Annotated in this window: 20 protein-coding genes; 9 read left to right on the top strand and 11 right to left on the bottom strand. The window is 60.3% G+C overall.

What is annotated here, in order from left to right:
- Positions 1–19: 19 nt before the first annotated feature.
- Positions 20–526, top strand: coding sequence for an Lrp/AsnC family transcriptional regulator (locus tag BM036_RS14430; protein ID WP_091853600.1), 507 nt, complete (start codon positions 20–22; stop codon positions 524–526).
- A gap of 76 nt (positions 527–602) precedes the next feature.
- Positions 603–2,336 carry a proline--tRNA ligase gene (locus BM036_RS14425; RefSeq protein ID WP_091853597.1) on the top strand — a complete coding sequence of 578 codons (1,734 nt, stop codon included), beginning with the start codon at positions 603–605 and terminating at the stop codon, positions 2,334–2,336.
- A gap of 70 nt (positions 2,337–2,406) precedes the next feature.
- On the opposite strand, the gene murB is transcribed toward BM036_RS14425, so the two are convergent.
- The 9 genes from murB to BM036_RS14380 all read right to left on the bottom strand — a co-directional run bounded on the left by murB (position 2,407) and on the right by BM036_RS14380 (position 11,247).
- Complete coding sequence (gene murB / locus BM036_RS14420) at positions 2,407–3,450, bottom strand: UDP-N-acetylmuramate dehydrogenase (RefSeq protein WP_091853595.1); 1,044 nt, start codon at positions 3,448–3,450, stop codon at positions 2,407–2,409.
- Between the two features lie 3 nt (positions 3,451–3,453).
- Positions 3,454–3,936 (bottom strand): low molecular weight protein-tyrosine-phosphatase, encoded by a 483-nt coding sequence (locus BM036_RS14415; protein ID WP_091853592.1) that lies wholly within the window; start codon positions 3,934–3,936, stop codon positions 3,454–3,456.
- 14 nt (positions 3,937–3,950) lie between these two features.
- Positions 3,951–4,721, bottom strand: coding sequence for a 3-deoxy-manno-octulosonate cytidylyltransferase (gene kdsB, locus BM036_RS14410; protein WP_091853626.1), 771 nt, complete (start codon positions 4,719–4,721; stop codon positions 3,951–3,953).
- A gap of 4 nt (positions 4,722–4,725) precedes the next feature.
- The gene (locus BM036_RS14405; protein ID WP_091853590.1) at positions 4,726–4,920 is read right to left on the bottom strand and encodes a Trm112 family protein; all 195 of its coding nucleotides are present in this window, start codon (positions 4,918–4,920) and stop codon (positions 4,726–4,728) included.
- A 1-nt stretch (position 4,921) separates the two neighbouring features.
- The gene (gene lpxK / locus BM036_RS14400) at positions 4,922–5,953 is read right to left on the bottom strand and encodes a tetraacyldisaccharide 4'-kinase (protein WP_091853587.1); all 1,032 of its coding nucleotides are present in this window, start codon (positions 5,951–5,953) and stop codon (positions 4,922–4,924) included.
- The gene (gene msbA, locus BM036_RS14395) at positions 5,950–7,698 is read right to left on the bottom strand and encodes a lipid A export permease/ATP-binding protein MsbA (protein WP_091853585.1); all 1,749 of its coding nucleotides are present in this window, start codon (positions 7,696–7,698) and stop codon (positions 5,950–5,952) included. Before msbA ends, lpxK begins: the two co-directional genes overlap by 4 nt.
- Positions 7,699–7,758: 60 nt before the next feature.
- Positions 7,759–8,181, bottom strand: a complete 423-nt coding sequence (locus BM036_RS14390) for an ExbD/TolR family protein (protein ID WP_091853582.1) — start codon at positions 8,179–8,181, stop codon at positions 7,759–7,761.
- Between the two features lie 5 nt (positions 8,182–8,186).
- On the bottom strand, positions 8,187–8,813 hold the full coding sequence (locus tag BM036_RS14385; RefSeq protein ID WP_091853580.1) for a MotA/TolQ/ExbB proton channel family protein: 627 nt from the start codon (positions 8,811–8,813) through the stop codon (positions 8,187–8,189).
- 88 nt (positions 8,814–8,901) lie between these two features.
- Entirely contained in the window at positions 8,902–11,247 is a 2,346-nt protein-coding gene (locus BM036_RS14380) for a DNA internalization-related competence protein ComEC/Rec2 (protein WP_091853578.1), read from the bottom strand.
- A 122-nt stretch (positions 11,248–11,369) separates the two neighbouring features.
- Here BM036_RS14380 and BM036_RS14375 point away from each other — a divergent pair, with 122 nt between their 5' ends.
- The gene (locus BM036_RS14375) at positions 11,370–11,882 is read left to right on the top strand and encodes a DUF2062 domain-containing protein (RefSeq protein ID WP_091853576.1); all 513 of its coding nucleotides are present in this window, start codon (positions 11,370–11,372) and stop codon (positions 11,880–11,882) included.
- On the opposite strand, the gene BM036_RS14370 is transcribed toward BM036_RS14375, so the two are convergent.
- Positions 11,877–12,578: an ABC transporter ATP-binding protein gene (locus BM036_RS14370; protein WP_417548132.1), complete on the bottom strand. Its 702-nt coding sequence runs from the start codon at positions 12,576–12,578 to the stop codon at positions 11,877–11,879. The two genes, BM036_RS14375 and BM036_RS14370, sit on opposite strands and share 6 nt — an antisense overlap.
- 10 nt (positions 12,579–12,588) lie before the next feature.
- The gene (locus tag BM036_RS14365; protein WP_091853571.1) at positions 12,589–13,830 is read right to left on the bottom strand and encodes a lipoprotein-releasing ABC transporter permease subunit; all 1,242 of its coding nucleotides are present in this window, start codon (positions 13,828–13,830) and stop codon (positions 12,589–12,591) included.
- A gap of 184 nt (positions 13,831–14,014) precedes the next feature.
- Here BM036_RS14365 and BM036_RS14360 point away from each other — a divergent pair, with 184 nt between their 5' ends.
- The 6 genes from BM036_RS14360 to trxB all read left to right on the top strand — a co-directional run bounded on the left by BM036_RS14360 (position 14,015) and on the right by trxB (position 19,146).
- On the top strand, positions 14,015–14,599 hold the full coding sequence (locus BM036_RS14360; RefSeq protein ID WP_091853557.1) for a PilZ domain-containing protein: 585 nt from the start codon (positions 14,015–14,017) through the stop codon (positions 14,597–14,599).
- A 38-nt stretch (positions 14,600–14,637) separates the two neighbouring features.
- Positions 14,638–14,943, top strand: coding sequence for a hypothetical protein (locus BM036_RS14355; protein WP_091853555.1), 306 nt, complete (start codon positions 14,638–14,640; stop codon positions 14,941–14,943).
- Between the two features lie 130 nt (positions 14,944–15,073).
- Complete coding sequence (locus BM036_RS14350) at positions 15,074–16,108, top strand: agmatine deiminase family protein (RefSeq protein ID WP_091853553.1); 1,035 nt, start codon at positions 15,074–15,076, stop codon at positions 16,106–16,108.
- Entirely contained in the window at positions 16,105–17,016 is a 912-nt protein-coding gene (locus tag BM036_RS14345) for a carbon-nitrogen hydrolase (RefSeq protein WP_091853551.1), read from the top strand. The genes BM036_RS14350 and BM036_RS14345 overlap by 4 nt, the downstream gene beginning before the upstream one ends.
- Before the next feature lie 21 nt (positions 17,017–17,037).
- The gene (locus BM036_RS14340; RefSeq protein ID WP_091853549.1) at positions 17,038–17,955 is read left to right on the top strand and encodes an AAA family ATPase; all 918 of its coding nucleotides are present in this window, start codon (positions 17,038–17,040) and stop codon (positions 17,953–17,955) included.
- A gap of 237 nt (positions 17,956–18,192) precedes the next feature.
- Positions 18,193–19,146: a thioredoxin-disulfide reductase gene (trxB, locus tag BM036_RS14335; RefSeq protein ID WP_091853547.1), complete on the top strand. Its 954-nt coding sequence runs from the start codon at positions 18,193–18,195 to the stop codon at positions 19,144–19,146.
- The last annotated feature ends 40 nt before the right edge of the window (positions 19,147–19,186 follow it).

Raw genomic sequence — 19,186 nt, 5'->3', positions numbered from 1 at the left:
CACCCAAGGGCGCCATATCATGCCAACAAGGTCCCGCGAAGTGCACAAACTGGATCGTACCGATCGTCGAATCCTCGAAGCCTTGCAGAGTGATGGTGCCCTCAATAACCAGCAGCTGGCCGAGGCGGTCGGACTCTCTCCCTCGCCGTGCCTGAGGCGGGTCCGGGCGCTGGAAGAAGCCGGCATTATCCTCGACCGGGTTACGGTGCTGGATCACAAGAAACTGGGCTTATCACTCACCGCCATCATCCTCATTGGCATGGACCGTCACACCCCGGAACGGTTCGAGGCCTTCGAGCAGCAGGTGGCCGATTATCCGGAGGTTCAGGAGTGCTACCTGATCACCGGCCAGGACGCAGACTACATGCTCAAGGTGGTCGTGCCGGATATGGACCATTACCACGAATTCCTGCTCAACCAGATCACTCGGATTCCGGGCGTCAGTGGCGTGCATTCCAGCTTCGTGCTGAGACGCGTGATTGACTCCACAGCCCTGCCCCTGAAATATCTCGAGGCCGAGGGATAACCGGTTCATTTCTGGCTCAGGGCACGTACAATAACCCTTTCACAGTCACTTACATTCCTTCGTTACGGAAACCATAATGCGAGCGAGCCGTTATCTGATTGCCACCCTCAAGGAAAACCCCTCCGATGCCGAAATCATCAGCCATCAGCTGATGCTGCGTGCCGGCATGATCCGCAAGCTGGCGGCAGGCCTGTACACCTGGTTGCCACTGGGATTGCGGGTATTGCGAAAGGTGGAGCGCATCGTGCGGGAGGAAATGGACCGCAGCGGGGCCCAGGAAGTACTCATGCCGGCGGTGCAGCCTGCGGAGCTGTGGCAGGAGTCCGGCCGCTGGCAACAATACGGTGGCGAGCTACTGCGCCTGAAAGACCGGCACGACCGGGATTTCTGTTTCGGCCCTACCCACGAAGAGGTCATCACTGACCTTATCCGCAACGAATTGAAGAGCTACAAGGAACTGCCGGCAAATTTCTACCAGATCCAGACCAAGTTCCGGGACGAACGCCGCCCCCGCTTCGGCGTTATGCGTGCCCGTGAATTCCTGATGAAGGATGCCTACTCGTTCCATGTCAGTGGCGAGTCCCTGGATGAGACCTATGAGGTCATGCATCGCACTTACTGCGCCATCTTTGATCGCCTGGGCCTGGACTACCGTCCGGTGGTGGCGGACTCCGGCGCCATCGGTGGCAACGCCTCCCACGAGTTCCATGTACTGGCTTCCTCCGGCGAGGACGAAATCGCCTTCAGCACCGACAGCGACTACGCCGCCAATATTGAAAAGGCAGAAGCCCTGGCACCGGCCGGTGATCGTCCGGCTCCGTCTGAAGCCATGACCGAGATCGCCACACCCGGCCAGACCACCATTGCTGCCATCGCCGAATTCCTCAAGGTGCCCGCTGAGAAGACCGTCAAGACCCTGCTGGTCAAGGCCGATGCTCCCGAAGGTGAGGAGGCGGGGCTGGTCGCGTTGATTCTGCGCGGTGACCACACCCTGAACGACATCAAGGCGGAAAACCTGGAAGGCGTGGCCGAGCCCCTGACCATGGCTACCGATGAAGGAATCCGGCGGGCCACCGGCTGTGCACCAGGTTCCATCGGGCCGGTTAACCTTTCGGTACCGATGATTGTTGACCGTACCGCTGCACACCTTGCGGATTTTGTCTGTGGAGCCAACAAGGAGGGCTACCACCTCACTGGCGTTAACTGGGAGCGGGACGTTCCCCTGGGCCGGGTGGAAGACCTGCGCAATGTCGTGGAAGGTGACCCCAGCCCGGATGGCAAAGGGACGCTCGAAATCCGCCGCGGTATCGAGGTAGGCCACATCTTCAAGCTGGGCAACAAATACAGCAAGGCCATGGGTGCTACCGTTCTGGATGAACATGGCAAGAGCGCTGTGCTGGAAATGGGCTGCTACGGCATCGGGGTATCACGGATTGTGGCGGCTGCCATCGAGCAGAACCACGACGACCGGGGTATCATCTGGCCCGAGGCAATCGCACCCTTTGAAGTGGCTATCGTCACACTGAACGGCCACAAGTCACCAGCCGTACAGGAAGCCGGCGAGAAGCTCTACGCCCAGCTTACCGAGGCCGGTTTTGATGTGCTCCTGGATGACAGGAACGAACGCCCGGGTGTGAAGTTTGCCGACCTGGAACTGATGGGCCTGCCCCACCGGGTGGTGGTTTCCGACCGGGGCCTGGGCGCCGGGACCCTGGAGTACAAGGGTCGACAGGACGCCGACAAGCAGGACCTGGCAGTGGATAACGTCCTGGACTTCCTGCTCGCAGCCTCGCCCCGCCACCGCTCGTAGAGCCCTCTCCTTGCAGCCGGCCTGAGACCCCTCACCTCCTCAAGGCTGGCTGCGAGGCCCCTGCCCTGAATCAGGCTGAAAAATCCAGTCCGCAGGCCTTTGGAACGACGCCGGGCTCCATTTCCAGCAACACGCCGTAACGCGCTAGCACATCGTCCCGGATGCGTCCGGCCAGTTCGAGTATTTCCTTGCCACTTCCCCGGGAATGGTTCACCAGCACCAACGCCTGGCGATGGTGTACGCCCACCGTCCGGTTGCGATACCCTTTCCAGCCGCACTGATCAATCAGCCAGCCGGCAGCGAGTTTGACGCCACTGTCCGTCGGGTAGGCCACGATATCCGGCCACTCAGCTTTTAATGCTTCCCATTGCTCTGATGTTACCACCGGGTTCTTGAAGAAGCTGCCAGCGTTCGGCAGTTGTTCCGGGTCTGGCAGTTTGCGCCGGCGAACGGCCATCACCGCCTCCGCCACTGCCAGGGGGGAGTCCGGGGATTCCCCGTCAAACCATTGGGCCAACTCGCCATACCCCAGCTCGAACGCACGGCTGCGACTCAGGCGCAGGCGGATTTCCAGGATCAGATACCGGTCGGGTTGCTGCTTGAACAAGCTGTCCCGATATCCGAAAAGGCAGTCATCCTTATCGAGGGTCACTGGCTCACCGGTTTGCCGGTCCCAGGCGAGCAGACTGACAAACGAGTCCGATAACTCGACTCCATAGGCGCCAATGTTCTGAACCGGTGCCGCCCCGGCGGTACCGGGTATCAGGGCAAGGTTCTCGATACCACGATAGCCGGCACCGGCGGCATAGAGAACTGCCTGATGCCAATTTTCCCCGGCGGCCAGCACCAGCGTCGCCTCATCTCCATTTACTGCCTCCCAGCGCTTGCCCCGCAGGGCCATATGCAGGACAAGTCCCGGGAAGTCGTCACAGAAGATCAGGTTGCTACCCCCACCGACCACCTGTACCTGTAGTCCTTCCCAGCTGGCCCAGGACAGTGCCGTGCAGGCATCTTCCGGGGTTTCAGCATTGACCAGGTAGTGGGCCGTGGCCGGGGTCGCCATGGTGCTTAGCGACTGAAGGTCAGCATTCTCAATCAGGTGACGGGGGCGCATCAATCAGTCCAGGCGAGTCCGAATGTCGGCCAGCAGGCCCTCGCTGGCCTGGTGAATCAGGTCCAGTACGTGGTCGAAACCATCGTCACCGCCGTAGTAAGGATCCGGCACTTCGGTTACGGTACTGTCGGGCAGGTAATCCAGGAACAGACGGGGCTCTGTGCCGCCCTGCTGCGTCCACACATCCCGGATGTCCGCCAGGTTCTGACGATCCATGGTGAGGATATAGTGGAACGCCTCCAGGTCCACCGGGCGGAACTGGCGGGCGCGAAGATGGCCAATATCGATACCTCGTTCAGCCGCAGCCTTGCGGGCACGCTCATCCGGTGCTGAGCCTACGTACCAGTTGCCGGTTCCACAGGAGTCCACCTCCACGAGGTCCGCCAGTCCATGTTTTTCCAGGTGCTTGCGGAACACGCCCTCAGCAGTCGGTGACCGGCAGATATTGCCGAGGCACACGAACAATACCCGAATCGGGTCGCTCATTGGATTCTCCTTTGTCAGTGCTTTAACGCCAGGTATTGCCGGACCCGCTCGAGGTCTTCGCGGGTATCCACACCGGCCGGGGGGGGCTCTCTTGCCTCACTGACGTGGATACGTTCTCCCTGGTAGAGAGCCCGCAGCTGCTCAAGGCTCTCAGTGAGTTCCGTAGGGGCCGGCGGCCAGCTTACGAACCGATGCAACAGACTGACCCGGTAGCCATAGATACCGATATGCCGCCAGGCACGGTAGCCTTCAGGCAATTGCTCGGGCACCTTGTTCGCCTGCCAGTCAGCCCGGGACCAGGGCACCGGCGCCCGACTGAAATAATGGGCATAGCCGTCGTGGTCCCGCACAACTTTCACGACGTTTGGGTTAAACAGTTCTGCGGGTTCATGAATGCGTTCGCACAGGGTCGAGATCGCCGCTTCAGGGTATTCTTCGAGGGCATCGGCGACCTGGTTGATCAGGGCAGGCGGAATCAGGGGTTCATCGCCCTGGACATTCACTACCCTGGCATCGTCGGCAAGGCCGAGGCGGGCGACTACTTCCTGCAACCTGTCGGTACCACTGGCGTGGTCCCGGGAGGTCATCAATACTTCGGCGCCAAAGCCGTGGCATGCCTGCTCGATACGCTCGTCGTCGGTGGCCACCAGAACCCGGCCAGCCCGGCTCTTGCAGGCCTGCTCGTATACGTGGCGAATCATCGGCGCGCCGCCAATATCCGCCAGCGGTTTTCCGGGCAGCCGGGACGAGGCGAAACGGGCGGGAATGACTACGGTAAAAGACACGCTGTCACCCAAGTGAACGGTCGACGCGCTCTTCGGCGCTCAGGGTACGGGCCTCACTGGCCAGCATCACCGGGATACCCTCGCGGATGGGGAAGGCCATGCCATCGGCATAGCACACCATCTCATTCCGCTCCCGGTCCAGTTTGAGGTCGCCTTTGCACACCGGGCAGGCCAGCATGGCAATCAGTTTCTTGTCCATGTCATGTCTCTCGTAATAGGGAAGCATCCAGGCCACGGGCGGCCAGTTTCCGGTCAAGGACCCGGTCTACTGCGGCACCGAACCCGGCTGGCAACTGGGGCGCCACATCCAGGACCCAGCAGCGCTCGTTGGCGAAAGGCTGAATCTTGACAGCGTCCTTGGCTGTCATCAACACAGGGCGCTCATCGCTGGTGGCGATATCCTGTTCAGTATATCGGTGATGGTCCGGGAACGCGCGGCCCTCGACCTCGGCACCCAGATCCCGGAGCTGATCGAAGAAACGCCCCGGGTTGCCGATACCCGCCAGAGCCACACATGACCGCCCCTTCAGCCAGGGTCCGGCGGCTTTCGTGACTCCGGTCAGCAGGTGGCGCACCCCTGCAGGATGAAGCATCATGGCGTAGCGCCTGGGGTGTTCCGGCACGCGCTCTCCCGGAACACCATTGACGACCACCAGGTCAACATCCTGCAACCGCCCGACCGGTTCCCGCAAGGGCCCAACTGGCAGGCTGGCACCGTTGCCGACACCCCGCGCCCCATCAAAGACAGAAATCTCAACGTCCCGGGCCAGGGCGTAGTGCTGAAGTCCATCGTCACAGAGCAAGAGGTTGCCCAGGCCCTGATCGAGGGCCATGCGAGCCGAAGCCAGCCGTTGGGGGTGAACCACCACCGGGCAGGCGGTCTGGGCCGCCAGCATAACCGGTTCATCTCCCGCCTCGGCCGGGTTAGTGTCTGGTCCCACCAGCAAGGGGACATCGCCGGTGTGCTTGCCGCCGTATCCGCGTGACAGGATAACCGGTCGCCAGCCCTGCTCCCGGAAATGGGAAGCCAGCCAGGCCGTCAACGGAGACTTTCCGGTACCGCCCACGGTGATATTACCCACCACTACTACCGGCACCGGCAGCGGCTCCGCCGAGCTCGTCAGCCGGTTACGACGCCAGCTGGCCACCGCCTGGTAAAGCCAGGAAAGTGGCCACAGCGGCCACAGGAGCGCCCGCCTTCCATACCACAACCGTTCGGTCAGATCCGTCATTCGCCTTCACTGAATTGCATCTGATGAAGCTGGGCGTAGGCGCCGCCAGCCTCCAGCAATTGCCGGTGGTCGCCGTCTTCCACGATCTGGCCGGACTCCATGACCAGGATGCGGTCGGCCTTTTCGATGGTGGACAGCCGGTGGGCAATGACCAGGGTGGTACGTCCTTCCATCACCACCTCCAGCGCTTCCTGGATGTGGCGTTCGGATTCGGTGTCCAGCGCGGAGGTGGCCTCATCCAGGATCAGTATGGGCGCGTCCTTCAGCAGTGCCCGTGCAATTGCCAGGCGCTGTCGCTGACCGCCGGACAGCATGACGCCGTTGTCGCCCACCATGGTGTCGAGCCCCTCTGGCATCCTTTCAATAAATTCCATGGCGTGGGCCTTGCGGGCAGCTTCGACAATTTCTTCCCGGGAGCGGTCCCGCAACGAGCCATAGGCAATGTTGGCAGCAATGGTGTCATTGAACAGCACCACATTCTGGGTAACCAGGGCGATCTGCGCCCGCAGTGCGCTCAGACTGAATTCGGTGATCGGGTGCCCATCGATAAGGATCCGGCCCTGATAATACTCATAGAACCTCGGCAGCAGACTCACCATGGTGGATTTGCCACTGCCCGACCGGCCAACCAGTGCCACGCTCTGACCCGCCGGGATGTTCAGGTTGATGTGGTGAAGCACATCGTCCAGGTTGTCCTGATAGCGGAAGCGGACATCGTCAAACCGGATCTCGCCCTGGACCCGTTCCGGCGCATACTGGCCATCATCCCGCTCCGGTTCCTCATCCATCGTGCCAAAGACATCATGGGCGGCGGCAACGCCTTTCTGTATCTTGCTGTGTACGGAAGTAACCTGCCGGATGGGCTTGGCCATGGTGGCCGCTGCGGTAATAAAGGCGACCAGCTCACCGGTCGTCATGGTGCCGCGGATTTCAGGCGACAGCATGACCCAGACCAGGGCGGCAATCGCGAAGGCCACAAGTACCTGCACCACCGGCGTAGCAATCGCCTGGGTGGATGCCATTTTCAGCCCCTGCTTCATGGTGCGGTCGGCGACGTCGGCAAAACGCTCTCGCTCGTACTCCTCACCGCCAAAGGTGCGCACAACCCGATAACCGGTTATGGACTCCGACGAGACATGGGTTACATCCCCCATGGAACTCTGGATACGCCGGCTGATCTTGCGGAAACGCTTGCTGGCATAACTCACTACAAGACCAATCAACGGGCCGATTGCCACGAACACCAGGGTAAGCTTCCAATTGGTGTAGACCATGAAAATCAGCAGGCCAACAATCGTCAGCCCTTCCCTGAGCAATATGGTAACGGCACTGGTAGTGGCATCGGCTACCTGCTCGACATTAAAGGTGAGCTTCGACACCAGACGGCCAGAGGCATGGTTGTCAAAATAGCGGGAGGGTAATGCCAGCAAACGATCAAAGACCTGTTTACGCAGGGCATTGACCACATGGCGACCGACGTAGGCAATGAAGTATTGCCCCATAAAGGTCCCCACACCCCGAAAGGCGAAGACGCCCACAATCAACCCGGTCAGCATTATGCGGTTCTGTGCGCTGGGGTTCTCGATAGCCTCGATCACGTACTCCATCGATGCAGCCATCCCCGTGGATGCAGCGGCATAGATGATATTGCCAACGACCGCCAGCGAAAACGCGATCCAGAATGGCTTGACGTACTTGAGCAGACGCCGGTAGGTCTGCCAGTTGGAAGCTTCAGCTTGGTTCATTGCCCTGCCAGGTGGTTGCCGGATTTGAGGAACCTCTGATCGGAACAGACCAGGGGTTCCCTATGAATCATCCGATGTAGGATCCGTGGTGAAACTGATCCGGGTAAAGCCAAGCTTGCCGGCAACATCCATGGCCCGGATGACAAACTCGTGAGCCGTTCGCGCATCCGCCGTAATCACGAACGGAAGGGCCTTGCTGTCACCGGCGACGTCAAGGATCGCCTGCTCCAGGGTTCCTCGCCGATTATTGATCAGTGTGCGGCCATTCACAATGTAATGCCCATCAGCGTTTATCACCAGATCAATCTGCTCAACCTCCGTTGTCACTGGTTCGCCATCCGCTTGCGGTAACTGGATATTGAGATGGGTATCATTGGGCAGTGTGGTGGATACCATCAGGAAAATCAGCAACAGGAACACCACATCGATCAGTGGCGTCAGATCGACGCCCACTTCACGGCTACGCTGGCGTTGGAATTTCACGGCCGTCAGGCTCCCTCAACGTCAATTTCGCGATCACCATGGACCACTTCCACCAGGCGGATTGCTTCCTGCTCCATGCCCACTACCAGCGCCTCAATGCGACGGATCAGGTAGCGATGGGCAATCAGTGCGGGGATAGCCACGGTGAGACCGGCTGCGGTTGTCACCAGCGCTTCCGAGATACCGCCAGAGAGGGTTGCAATATTGGCGGCGCCCGCGCCCTGCATCCGTGAGAAAACCTTGATCATGCCAATGACGGTGCCCAAAAGGCCCAGCAGCGGAGCGATGGTAGCAATCGTGCCAAGAGGGTTCAGGAACCGTTCCAGGTCATGGATGACCTGGGCCGCTTCCTGTTCAATGCTTTCCTTCATGACCTCGCGACCATGCTTGGCGTTCATCAGGCCACTGGCCAGCACCCGCCCGGTGGGCGAAGAGGCCTGCAGGGCCTTGAGCTTGCGGCCGTTGAGTTCCCGCGCCTTGATCCAGCGCCAGAGCTCAGCCATGACATCCGGTGGCGCCACGCGGGACGGACGCAACGTCCAGAGCCGCTCCAGGATAATGGCCAATGCCAGAATGGAGCACAATACAATAGGCACCATCACGATGCCGCCCGCTTTCAGAAGCTCAAACACGCACAGTCTCCCCTGATCTGTTACAAGCGGCGCTACTTTAGCATAGCCACGAAATCAGACCACATCCGAACGCGACGTATGGGAAGGATTACTCACTACGGGTTGGAGACGGCCGCTCCGGAGCCCGTATCCAGAAGGATCCGCCCTGCCTCCACTCCGTGATATCGGCCCCTCCCTGCCCCAGGTCCAGGCGCAGCGCGCCGGAGGTAGCCGTATTCAGCAGCTCACTGCCCGCGTCATGGTAGCGGGCAACCACTTCCGGATGCGGGTGGCCGTACCGGTGGCGATAACCGGCGGTGAAAATGACCCGCTCCGGCGCAAGGCCATTCACGAACTTCGGCCCGGAGGATGTTTTGCTGCCGTGATGCGGCGCCACCACTGTGAGCTCGCCAGCGCGCCCGGCAAGCCCGGGATGGTCCGCCATCAACTGTTGCTCCGTGATGCGGGAAATATCCCCGGGCAGGAGCACCTGGTGACCGGCATAGGCAAGAATCAACACGCAGGAGCGATCATTGGCATCTGCACCGGTAAGGCGCTGTTCGGCTTGCCAAAAGCTTACCGTCACCTGCCCGACCAGCAGTGGCGACTGACCTCGGCAGGGCTCGGCCGCTTCAGCGGCGTCACCCGAAAGACGGCCAGGCTCCCCGGCAATAATCCGGCCAGGCCTGAACTGGGTCAGCAACTCGGAAAGACCACCGGCATGATCCCGGTCACCATGGCTGACCACCAGGGTGTCTATCGTGTTCACCCCGATACGCTCTAACGAAGGCCTCAAAACCTCCGACACGGCATTGTAACCAGACGCAGACTCCGGCCCGGTATCGTAAAGCAGGCTCTGGTCCTGGTGGTGCACCAGCACCGACAACCCCTGCCCCACATCCCATACCCAGATTCTCGGCGTTGGCTGCCACCGGGTGTGGCTGGTACTCCCATGAAGTACCAGCAGCAGGACGGTCATCCCGCTGCTGGCCAGTCGGAATCGGTTTTCCGGCAGCCACAGCGCCAGCAGAACCATAATAGCGACGATAGATGCTATCCATACCGGCAATCGCCCTGCGGGCAGCTCGATCTGTGCAAGTTGCACCAGAACCCACCACAGGCTGCCGAGCACAGCGTCAAGCACGACATGCACTGGCCCCGGCAGGAACCCTCCGGTGACCAGGAGGATGGCACCAACCCCCAATAACAGAGGCATAACCAACAGGGAAAGCCAGGGGATAGCGACAATATTGGCCAGCAATCCGGCCCAGGCGGCGCCCTGGCCCAGTATTGCGAGGATGGGCCAGAGCCCGGCGAATACCGCAGCCTGGGCCAGCACCAGGGCCATCACAGGGCCCGGCCTGCCGTGTAGCCGACTGAACATCAGGATCAATATTGCGACGGCGCCAAACGACAACCAGAACCCCTGATCCAGCGGCCCAAGTGGGTCTGTCACCAAGACCAGCCCGAGCGCCATCAACCAGGCCTGCCAGGGCCCGGTGATACGACCACCCAGTATCAGCCAGCCGGCAATTGCCACCATCAGCATTGCCCGCCTGGTAGGCACTGTGAAGCCTGCCAGCAAGGCGTAACCCACGGCCGCCGCAACCACCAACAGCCAGGTCCCATGCCGCTGGCCGGGCAGTAAGGCACCTCGGGTGGGCAGTCGGGCGAACAGGCCACGCAGTAAAAGTCCGGTGATACCCGCCACCAACCCGAGGTGGAGCCCTGAAATTGCCACCAGGTGGACAGTGCCAGTTGCTTGCAGCACGTCCCAATGGGCATTGTCCAGTTGCCCCCGGTAACCCAGCAGCAACGACAGCGTCAGGGCCTTGTGGTCTGTGCCATCGAGTGCTGCATCGGCAGATTGCACCAGGCGTTGCCGCCAGCGATGGTAATGGCATGCCAGCCCACAGGAGCCAGCCGGGTTTGCCAGGACGTTGCGAACCGATCCGGTAGCACCATAACCCTTGCGGAACAGCCAGGTTTCATAACGAAAGCCCCCCGGATTAACCACTCCATGGGGCCGCTTCAATACGACCGTGGCCGTCATGGGGGTGGGTACCGCGAGCGTTGTATCGTCGCCATACCAAGCGAGGCGAAGACGCCCTGGAACTCCGCTGGGACGATTACCGTCAAGACACAGGCTGAAACGCACACTGCCCCAGGCACCAGGTGCGGGGGCTGAGCAGAGATAGCCGGACACGGTGAGTGGCTGACCTTCAAGGGCCGGGTCCAGGCGGTCCGAGAGGCGCCATTGCGCGAACAGGGACGACCAGGCAAGTCCTGCCAGCAAGCAGCAGAGAATCAACACAACCGGGGTGGGTAAAAGCCTGCGCCTTGCGGCAATCACTATCAGTACCAGCCCGGTACAGAGCAGTACCCATGGTGGCGTAAAAAGCCCGGAGTAAAGTATGATGACGCCGCAGGCAAAGGCGGCGATCCGTGTCCCCATCAATCGGACCGTCCCTATCCAGACAAGACGCTTTCCTTCGTCTTGTGTGTCCAGTCAAGCAAGCACGCGGGCCCGGCTACTGACGTTTCCGGAGCACCCCGGCAAACAGGCTTTTCTTCGTTATGCCGAAGAAGTTCATGAAACGCTATATCCCGTCACCGGAAAGGGTGCGCTCTATTGAGTCACTGCACTTTCTCGGGGATATTGTCCATGAGCCCAACCTGTGGCACATAAACCGGCACAGTGTCGCCCGCGCGTTTCTTATCGGCGTCTTTCTGGCGTTTATTCCAATGCCCTTCCAGATGCTGGCGGCGGCATTCGGTGCTGTAATGCTCAACGCCAACCTGCCGTTATCTGTGGCGCTGGTGTGGATCAGTAACCCGCTCACCATGCCGCCCATTTTCTACTTCAACTACAAAATCGGAGCAATGCTGCTGGACCGACCGGTTATTACGTTCGAGTTCCAGCTGTCCTGGCACTGGCTCAGTGAGCGCATCGTGGAAATCGGCATTCCCCTTTATATTGGCTCTGTGGCGGTGGCTACGGTAGCTGGTTGCGCCGGCTACCTGGTCATCCAGTATCTCTGGCGAAGGAAGGTACGCAAGGACTGGCGACGACGCCGCAGCGAGCTATGAGGCCACCGGCAGCGGATGCAGCCTGCCCTGCTCCAGCTTGAGCACACGACCCAGGCTTCGCGCCATTGACATGTCGTGGGTCACGACCACGAACGCAATACCCAGCCGGTCCCGTAAGCCTTCAATCAATCGCTGAACACTTTCACCGGTCTGTTCGTCCAGGTTACCGGTGGGTTCGTCCATCAGCACACATTCCGGCTCGTTCACCAGGGCGCGAGCGATGGCCACCCGCTGACGTTCGCCACCTGACAACTCCCCCGGCTTATGGGCCAGGCGCTCGCCCAGTCCTACCTGGTCCAGCATGGCATCAGCCTTCTGACCGGCCTCGCGCACAGACATTCCGCCGAGGGTACAGGCCAGCATGACGTTCTCCCGGGCTGAAAACTCCGGCAGCAGGTGGTGAAACTGGTAGACAAACCCCAGGTGCTGGTTACGGAAACGGGCACGCCTGGCCTCGCTCATGCGGTGGATCTGCTCGCCACAGATACTGATATCACCGGTGGAAGGCTTGTCCAGCCCGCCCAGCAGGTTCAGCAAGGTGGTCTTACCGGCACCGCTGCTACCGACAATGGCGACCGTTTCCCCGGCGCCAACCGTCAGCGAAATATCGGAAAAGATGGTCAGGGTGGCCGGCCCCTCTTTGTAGGTGCGGGTCAGGTTACGGCACTCAATGACCGGGCGTACGTCGGTTTGCATGTCAGTGTCCTTATTCATACCTGAGGGCCTCCGCCGGGTCGACACGGGATGCCCGCCAGGCCGGATACAGCGTCGCCAGAAGGCTCATGACAAGTCCGGCGCTACTGATAATGGCTACATCCAGCCACTGCAGGTCCGACGGCAAGTAACTGATGAAATAGACATCGGCGTTCAGGAACTGATGATTGAGGAGGCACTCCAGTCCGCTGATCAGGTCACTGATATAAAGTGCTCCAAGGATTCCCAGCCCCGTGCCCACGAGGGTCCCGAACACCCCGATGATGGCACCCTGAATCATGAAGATACGCATGATACGGCCAGGAGTGGCCCCCATGGTCCGCAAAATTGCGATGTCGCCAGTCTTGTCCGTCACCACCATGACAAGGGTTGAAACGATGTTGAACGCCGCTACAGCAACGATGAACATCAATAGCAACCCAATAATGGTCTTCTCCATCTGGATGGCACTGAACAGGCTGCCATGGGTGCGTGTCCAGTCAGAAATGTAATAGCGCCCGCCCAGGCTGAGAGCTGCTTCTTCCACCACTGCCGGGGCGGCAAACAGATCGTCCACCAGCAAGCGCACACCTTCGGCGAGCCCCCCGGTGCGCATCAGCTTGCCTGCGTCATCCATGTGAATGAGCGTGTAATTACCATCAAGCTCAGCGCCGGTACTGAAAATACCGGCAACGGTAAAGCGCTTGAGCCTCGGCATGACCCCCGCGGGACTGACCGAGGCTTCCGGCAGTACTACGGTCAACTTGTCGCCAACCTGGAGCCTCAGGCTTGCTGCCAGTGGCCGGCCAACGATGATGCCAAACTCACCGGACTTCAGGTCGCCCAGGCTCCCCTCAATCATCTGGCTGGAAATAATGGAAACCGAGTCTTCCTGTTCCGGGATAATGCCCTTGATCAGTACACCGCGGACGTTGCCTCCGCCGGTGACCATGCCCTGGCCCTCAATGAAAGGCGCAGCGGCCAGCACCCGCGGATGCTCTGTTACCCGACTGTCCACTGTTTCCCAGTCCGCAAGGTAAGGGTCCCCTTTTACGACAGCATGGGGCACCATACCCAGAACCTTCTCTTTCAGCTCCCGGTCAAAGCCGTTCATCACCGACAACACGATGATGAGCACCGCCACACCCAGCATCAGTCCAATCATGGACGTCAGGGAAATAAAGGAGATGAAATGATTCCGTCGCTTGGCTGCGGTGTATCGCAGCCCGATATAGAACGAAAGGGGTCGGAACATACAGGTCGCCTGTCACTACCGGAAGTCGAATCGGATGCTTCCGCCTGTGTTGCCATCGGGAAGCTGCTAAACTGTTCAAAAAACGGGTATTCTGCCGCAAACAGCGTTCCGGTGCGAGCCAAGGCTACCCTGGATCGCCGCAGCCCCGAAATGCCCTGATAACAGACACCAGCGCGGAGCCAGGATGACCCCCGACTCACACACAACCGACCGTCGCGATTTCTTCCGCATCGCCGATCGCATCGGCCTTGAGTACTACCCGCTACCGGTCGGTGGTCCGGCAAACAGCGATCCCTTCAGTGAAGACCACCTGGACGGACTCAGGTCAGAACTGAAACGCATGGACCAGGATTTTCGCAATCAGCTTCCGGTGCTGGCTGAGCGAGACCGCCTGGCTGCTGGCCTGCTCAAGTCCCTGAACGGCAAGGTTGATACGCTGGCGCGCATTATGGCCTTTGAGCAAAATCCGTTGCAACCGCAACAGTGGCGTGACGTCACCCTCAGTGAAGGCGGTGTAAGTTTTCTTGTGCCCCGGGGGGAGTTTTCAGCAGGCGACGCCCTGGCCCTCAGGCTGACCCTGCCACCAGAACTTTACCGGCCCCGGGCCCGGGCTGAGGTGGTCGAAGTCTGTCCCGTCGCGAAAAATGGGGAGCTTGAAGAAATACATACAACCTTCAGGGACATATCCGAGGCGGACCGCCAACAGATTGCGAAACACGTCATGCGATGGCAGATTCGCCAGAGACAGGGCGGTCATACGTCGCAATAATGGGCCCGATAATTACAGAAGTTTCAGGAGAACTGACCATGAACAAACTGATGTCCGCGGCGATCGCTGCGAGCCTGGCCATTTCCGCCCTGAGCACCGGGTTTTCCCAACCGGCGCAGGCAGAGCAGGTCAAGGTGCCGGTGATGTCCCAGGGTGACCGGACTGCCATGACCATGCCCAGCACAGGCCAGTCCCGTGAAGCCGTCCGGCAAAGGTTCGGTGATCCGGTCAGTGTTTCCGGTCCCGTGGGTGACCCGCCGATTTCCCAGTGGCACTACGACAATTTTGTGGTCTATTTCGAGTACAACCACGTTATTCATGCTGTCGCCCGGCATAATCGCTGAGTCATTCCCCTTCAGGCTGTGACGGGCGATGTCAAACCGGTAGAATGCGGCCCGTCTGCGTCGAACCCGCCAAGGGTTTCTCACCTGAACCACTGACAGGATGGTTGCTATTTTGACTTCGACACGCGTGATGCCTGCCGAATGGGCACCCCAGAGTGCCGTCATGTTGACCTGGCCTCACCCCGGTACTGACTGGTTCAGTTGCATGGAGGAGGTGGAACCCGTATTCCTGGCTATTGCACGGGCGGTGCTCCGGTTCCAGAACCTGTTAATCAGCTGCGAGCAGGTTTTCCGGGCCGAGCGCCTGGACCGGGAGCTCAACCAGTGGGCACGGGAAAACAACCTGCCTGGTCGCGCCCATTGCGTCGCGGCTCCAGCCAACGATACCTGGGCACGGGACCATGGTCCGCTCGCGGTAACCACACCGGACGGTACCCGGTTAATGGATTTCCGCTTCAATGCCTGGGGTGGCAAGTTCCCGTGGGAAAAGGACGACGCCCTTAACCAGCACCTGGCGGTGGCAGGTTGCTTCGGCGACACTCCGCTGGAAAGGGTGGATTTCGTGCTCGAAGGGGGCTCCATCGAGTCCGACGGCGAGGGAACGGTCATGGTCACCAGTGAATGCCTGATGACACCGACACGTAATCCGGATTATGACCGTGCGGGTATCGAGGCATTACTGGATGAAACCCTGGGCGCAAAGCGCGTGCTCTGGCTTAACCACGGCTACCTGGCCGGGGACGACACCGACAGCCATATCGACACGCTGGCTCGCTTCGTAAGCCCGGACCATATCTGCTTTGTCCGCTGTGAAAACCCCGAGGACGAGCATTATCCGGCCCTCAGTGCCATGGAGGAGGAGCTTCGACAGTTCCAACAGGCAGATGGCTCACCGTACCACCTCGCCCCCCTGCCCTGGCCGGACGCCATCAATGACAATGAAGGCGAGCGACTGCCGGCCACCTACGCCAACTTCCTGATTATCAATGGGGCGGTACTGGTACCAGTCTATGACTTGCCCCAGGACCAAGCAGCACTGATCACCTTCCGGGAGTTGTTCCCGGACCGGGAGATTGTGCCGATTCCCTGCCGCCCCCTGATTGAACAGCACGGTAGCCTGCATTGTGTGACCATGCAGTTGCCTGCGGGAGTTGTTGAACTATGAGCCCGAACAAACTCCGCGTCGCTGCTGTCCAGCAGGCCTGCGACAGCAACAAGGAATCCAGCCTGGCCACCACCGAACGCCTGGTCCGCGAGGCCGCATCAGGCGGTGCCCAGCTGGTCGTCCTGCAGGAGTTACACGCCACACTGTATTTCTGCCAGACCGAGGATACGGCCGTGTTCGACCTGGCAGAGCCCATCCCCGGACCAACCACGGAACGACTTGCCGCCCTGGCCCGGGAACTGGGCATCGTTCTGGTAGGCTCGGTATTCGAGCGCCGAATGAACGGCGTTTATCACAACACTGCCGTGGTACTGGAAAAGGATGGAACCCTGGCCGGCATCTATCGCAAGATGCATATCCCGGACGACCCCGGTTTCTACGAGAAGTTCTACTTCACCCCTGGCGACGCCACGTCCAATGATGGCCTGAGCGGTTTCACGCCCATTGAAACCTCGATTGGCCGCCTGGGTATCCTGGTGTGTTGGGATCAGTGGTACCCGGAAGCTGCCCGCCTGATGGCACTGGCAGGTGCCGAAGTGCTGATCTATCCCACCGCCATCGGCTGGGACACCACTGATAATCCCGATGAGCAGTCCCGCCAGCTCGAGGCATGGGTTACCGTCCAGCGTGGCCACGCCGTGGCCAACAACCTGCCGGTGATCGCCCCCAACCGCATTGGCACTGAGCCGGACCCGAGTGGCCAGAGTGCCGGTATCCGGTTCTGGGGCAACAGTTTCATCTGCGGCCCCCAGGGGGAGTTCCTGGCGCGGGCGGATGACCGGAAGGAGGAGATTCTCACCGCTGAAATCGATCGCCAGCGAAGTGAGTCCATCCGGCGCATCTGGCCGTACTTCAGGGATCGCAGGATTGACGCTTATGGCGACCTGCTCAAGCGCGTCCGGGACTGAACCCACGATACAGGGCACTCCATGAAGAAACTGATCGATGCCGCAATTACCGAGCTGAATCACATTGTCCTCGGTAAGGAGCAGCAGATCCGACTAGCCCTGTGTGGCCTGCTGGCCAGGGGGCACTTGCTGATTGAAGACATTCCCGGCATGGGCAAGACGACCCTGTCCCACGCCCTGGCCAAGGTCATGGGGCTGAGCTATCAGAGAATTCAGTTCACCAACGACCTGCTGCCGGCGGATGTACTCGGATTCTCCATGTACGACCGGGAAGCCGGTTCACTGGTATTTCACCAGGGTCCGATTTTTGCCCAGCTGGTACTGGCCGACGAAGTGAACCGTGCCTCGCCCCGAACCCAGAGCGCCCTGCTGGAGGCCATGGAGGAGCGCCAGGTCTCGATCGAGGGCGAAACCCGTCCCCTGCCATGGCCATTCTTCGTAATTGCCACCCAGAACCCGGTTGAGCAGGGCGGTACGTATCCATTGCCTGAATCCCAGCTGGACCGGTTCCTGATGCGCCTTCGGCTTGGCTATCCGGACCCCAGGGCGGAGCGCGAACTGCTGGAAGGTGAGGATCGGCGCCAGATGACAGAGCAACTGCGCACCATGTTCACAACCGGCGACCTGGAAACCCTTCAGCAGGGTGTTTCCCGGGTGAGTGTGAGCCCGGCCCTGCTCGACTATATCCAGGGCCTGTTGGAGACCAGCCGGCGCATGCCTGGCCTGGTTTATGGCCTCTCCCCGAGGGCTGGTCTCGGGTTGGTACGAGCGTCCCGGGCCTGGGCTCTCATGCAGGGGCGCCACCATGTATTGCCCGATGACGTCCAGGCTGTTTTCCCTGCAATTGCGGCACACCGTCTGGAACAGGGCGACAGTGGCAAGGGGGAGCAGCGAGTGCGGCAACTCCTGGAACAGGTTCCTGTGATCGGCCGAGGCTGACTCCAACCCTGTATAGCGCCACTCAATTACCGGAATTACGCCAATCAAATTCGCGTTTCGCGATCAGCTTGGTATCCTCACGCTCCACAGGAGTCTGCGCCGCTGCCCCAGGCAGCCCTGAGTCATTCAGTGGTTATTCAGGGTTGCCCTTGATAGACAGCCGGACGCCCCGATACTCATAATGAATGGTAATCCGGCAACCCGACAAACGTTGCCCCGAACCTCAAGAGACGAGCAATGACCGACAGCAAACATTCCCGACTGATCATCCTCGGTTCCGGCCCCGCCGGTTACACTGCCGCTGTTTACGCTGCCCGCGCCAACCTCAACCCGACCCTGATCACAGGTATCGAGGTAGGTGGTCAACTGACGACTACTACAGACGTGGATAACTGGCCAGGCGATAACGACGGCGTTCAGGGGCCTGAACTGATGCAGCGGATGCTCAAGCACGCTGAACGCTTTGAGACCAGCATCGTCTACGACACCATCAACGAGGCAGACCTGCGTAACCGGCCGTTCCGTCTCAAGGGCGACAGCGGCGAATACACCTGTGATGCACTGATTATTGCCACCGGTGCCTCGGCCATGTATCTGGGGCTGGAGTCGGAAGAGAAGTTCAAGGGTCAGGGCGTATCCGCCTGTGCCACCTGCGATGGCTTCTTCTACAAGAAGCAGAAGGTGGCCGTTATCGGCGGTGGTAATACCGCCGTGGAAGAAGCGCTGTACCTCTCCAACATTGCGGACGAGGTCACATTGGTGCATCGTCGCGACCAGCTGCGTGCCGAGAAAATCCTGCAGGACAAGTTGTTTGAGAAAGCAGAGAACGGCAACGTCAATATTGTCTGGAACCACACCCTGGATGAAGTGCTCGGGGACGGCACCGGTGTCACCGGCATGCGCATCCGCAGCACTGAAGATGACAGCACCCGTGAACTGGACCTGGCCGGCGTTTTCATTGCCATTGGCCATCGCCCCAACACCGATCTTTTCGAAGGTCAGCTGGATATGGAAGGTGGCTACATCCGCATACGCAGCGGGCTTGAAGGCATGGCTACCCAGGCCAGCGTACCTGGCGTATTCGCCGCGGGCGACGTGGCCGACCATGTCTACCGCCAGGCGGTCACCTCTGCCGGCTTCGGGTGCATGGCGGCGCTTGACGCCGAAAAGTTCCTGGACCAGCAGGGCTGATTGCAAAACCCAATACCACTCCGCCGCGCCGGGGTGAGTA

The sequence above is a fragment of the Marinobacter segnicrescens genome, assembly GCF_900111555.1.
GTDB classification, from domain to species: domain Bacteria; phylum Pseudomonadota; class Gammaproteobacteria; order Pseudomonadales; family Oleiphilaceae; genus Marinobacter; species Marinobacter segnicrescens.
This window is presented reverse-complemented; position numbering and strand designations above follow the sequence as displayed.

Excerpts from the sequence above, each read along its gene's own strand:
- lpxK (WP_091853587.1), bottom strand. The coding sequence starts at position 5,953 with ATGACGGATCTGACCGAACGGTTGTGGTATGGAAGGCGGGCGCTCCTG.
- BM036_RS14375 (WP_091853576.1), top strand. The coding sequence starts at position 11,370 with ATGCCGAAGAAGTTCATGAAACGCTATATCCCGTCACCGGAAAGGGTG.
- BM036_RS14415 (WP_091853592.1), bottom strand. The coding sequence starts at position 3,936 with ATGAGCGACCCGATTCGGGTATTGTTCGTGTGCCTCGGCAATATCTGC.
- BM036_RS14425 (WP_091853597.1), top strand. The coding sequence starts at position 603 with ATGCGAGCGAGCCGTTATCTGATTGCCACCCTCAAGGAAAACCCCTCC.
- BM036_RS14360 (WP_091853557.1), top strand. The coding sequence starts at position 14,015 with ATGACCCCCGACTCACACACAACCGACCGTCGCGATTTCTTCCGCATC.
- BM036_RS14350 (WP_091853553.1), top strand. The coding sequence starts at position 15,074 with ATGCCTGCCGAATGGGCACCCCAGAGTGCCGTCATGTTGACCTGGCCT.
- BM036_RS14355 (WP_091853555.1), top strand. The coding sequence starts at position 14,638 with ATGAACAAACTGATGTCCGCGGCGATCGCTGCGAGCCTGGCCATTTCC.
- BM036_RS14340 (WP_091853549.1), top strand. The coding sequence starts at position 17,038 with ATGAAGAAACTGATCGATGCCGCAATTACCGAGCTGAATCACATTGTC.
- trxB (WP_091853547.1), top strand. The coding sequence starts at position 18,193 with ATGACCGACAGCAAACATTCCCGACTGATCATCCTCGGTTCCGGCCCC.
- murB (WP_091853595.1), bottom strand. The coding sequence starts at position 3,450 with ATGCGCCCCCGTCACCTGATTGAGAATGCTGACCTTCAGTCGCTAAGC.
- BM036_RS14405 (WP_091853590.1), bottom strand. The coding sequence starts at position 4,920 with ATGGACAAGAAACTGATTGCCATGCTGGCCTGCCCGGTGTGCAAAGGC.
- BM036_RS14370 (WP_417548132.1), bottom strand. The coding sequence starts at position 12,578 with ATGCAAACCGACGTACGCCCGGTCATTGAGTGCCGTAACCTGACCCGC.
- BM036_RS14380 (WP_091853578.1), bottom strand. The coding sequence starts at position 11,247 with ATGGGGACACGGATCGCCGCCTTTGCCTGCGGCGTCATCATACTTTAC.
- BM036_RS14430 (WP_091853600.1), top strand. The coding sequence starts at position 20 with ATGCCAACAAGGTCCCGCGAAGTGCACAAACTGGATCGTACCGATCGT.
- BM036_RS14345 (WP_091853551.1), top strand. The coding sequence starts at position 16,105 with ATGAGCCCGAACAAACTCCGCGTCGCTGCTGTCCAGCAGGCCTGCGAC.
- msbA (WP_091853585.1), bottom strand. The coding sequence starts at position 7,698 with ATGAACCAAGCTGAAGCTTCCAACTGGCAGACCTACCGGCGTCTGCTC.
- BM036_RS14365 (WP_091853571.1), bottom strand. The coding sequence starts at position 13,830 with ATGTTCCGACCCCTTTCGTTCTATATCGGGCTGCGATACACCGCAGCC.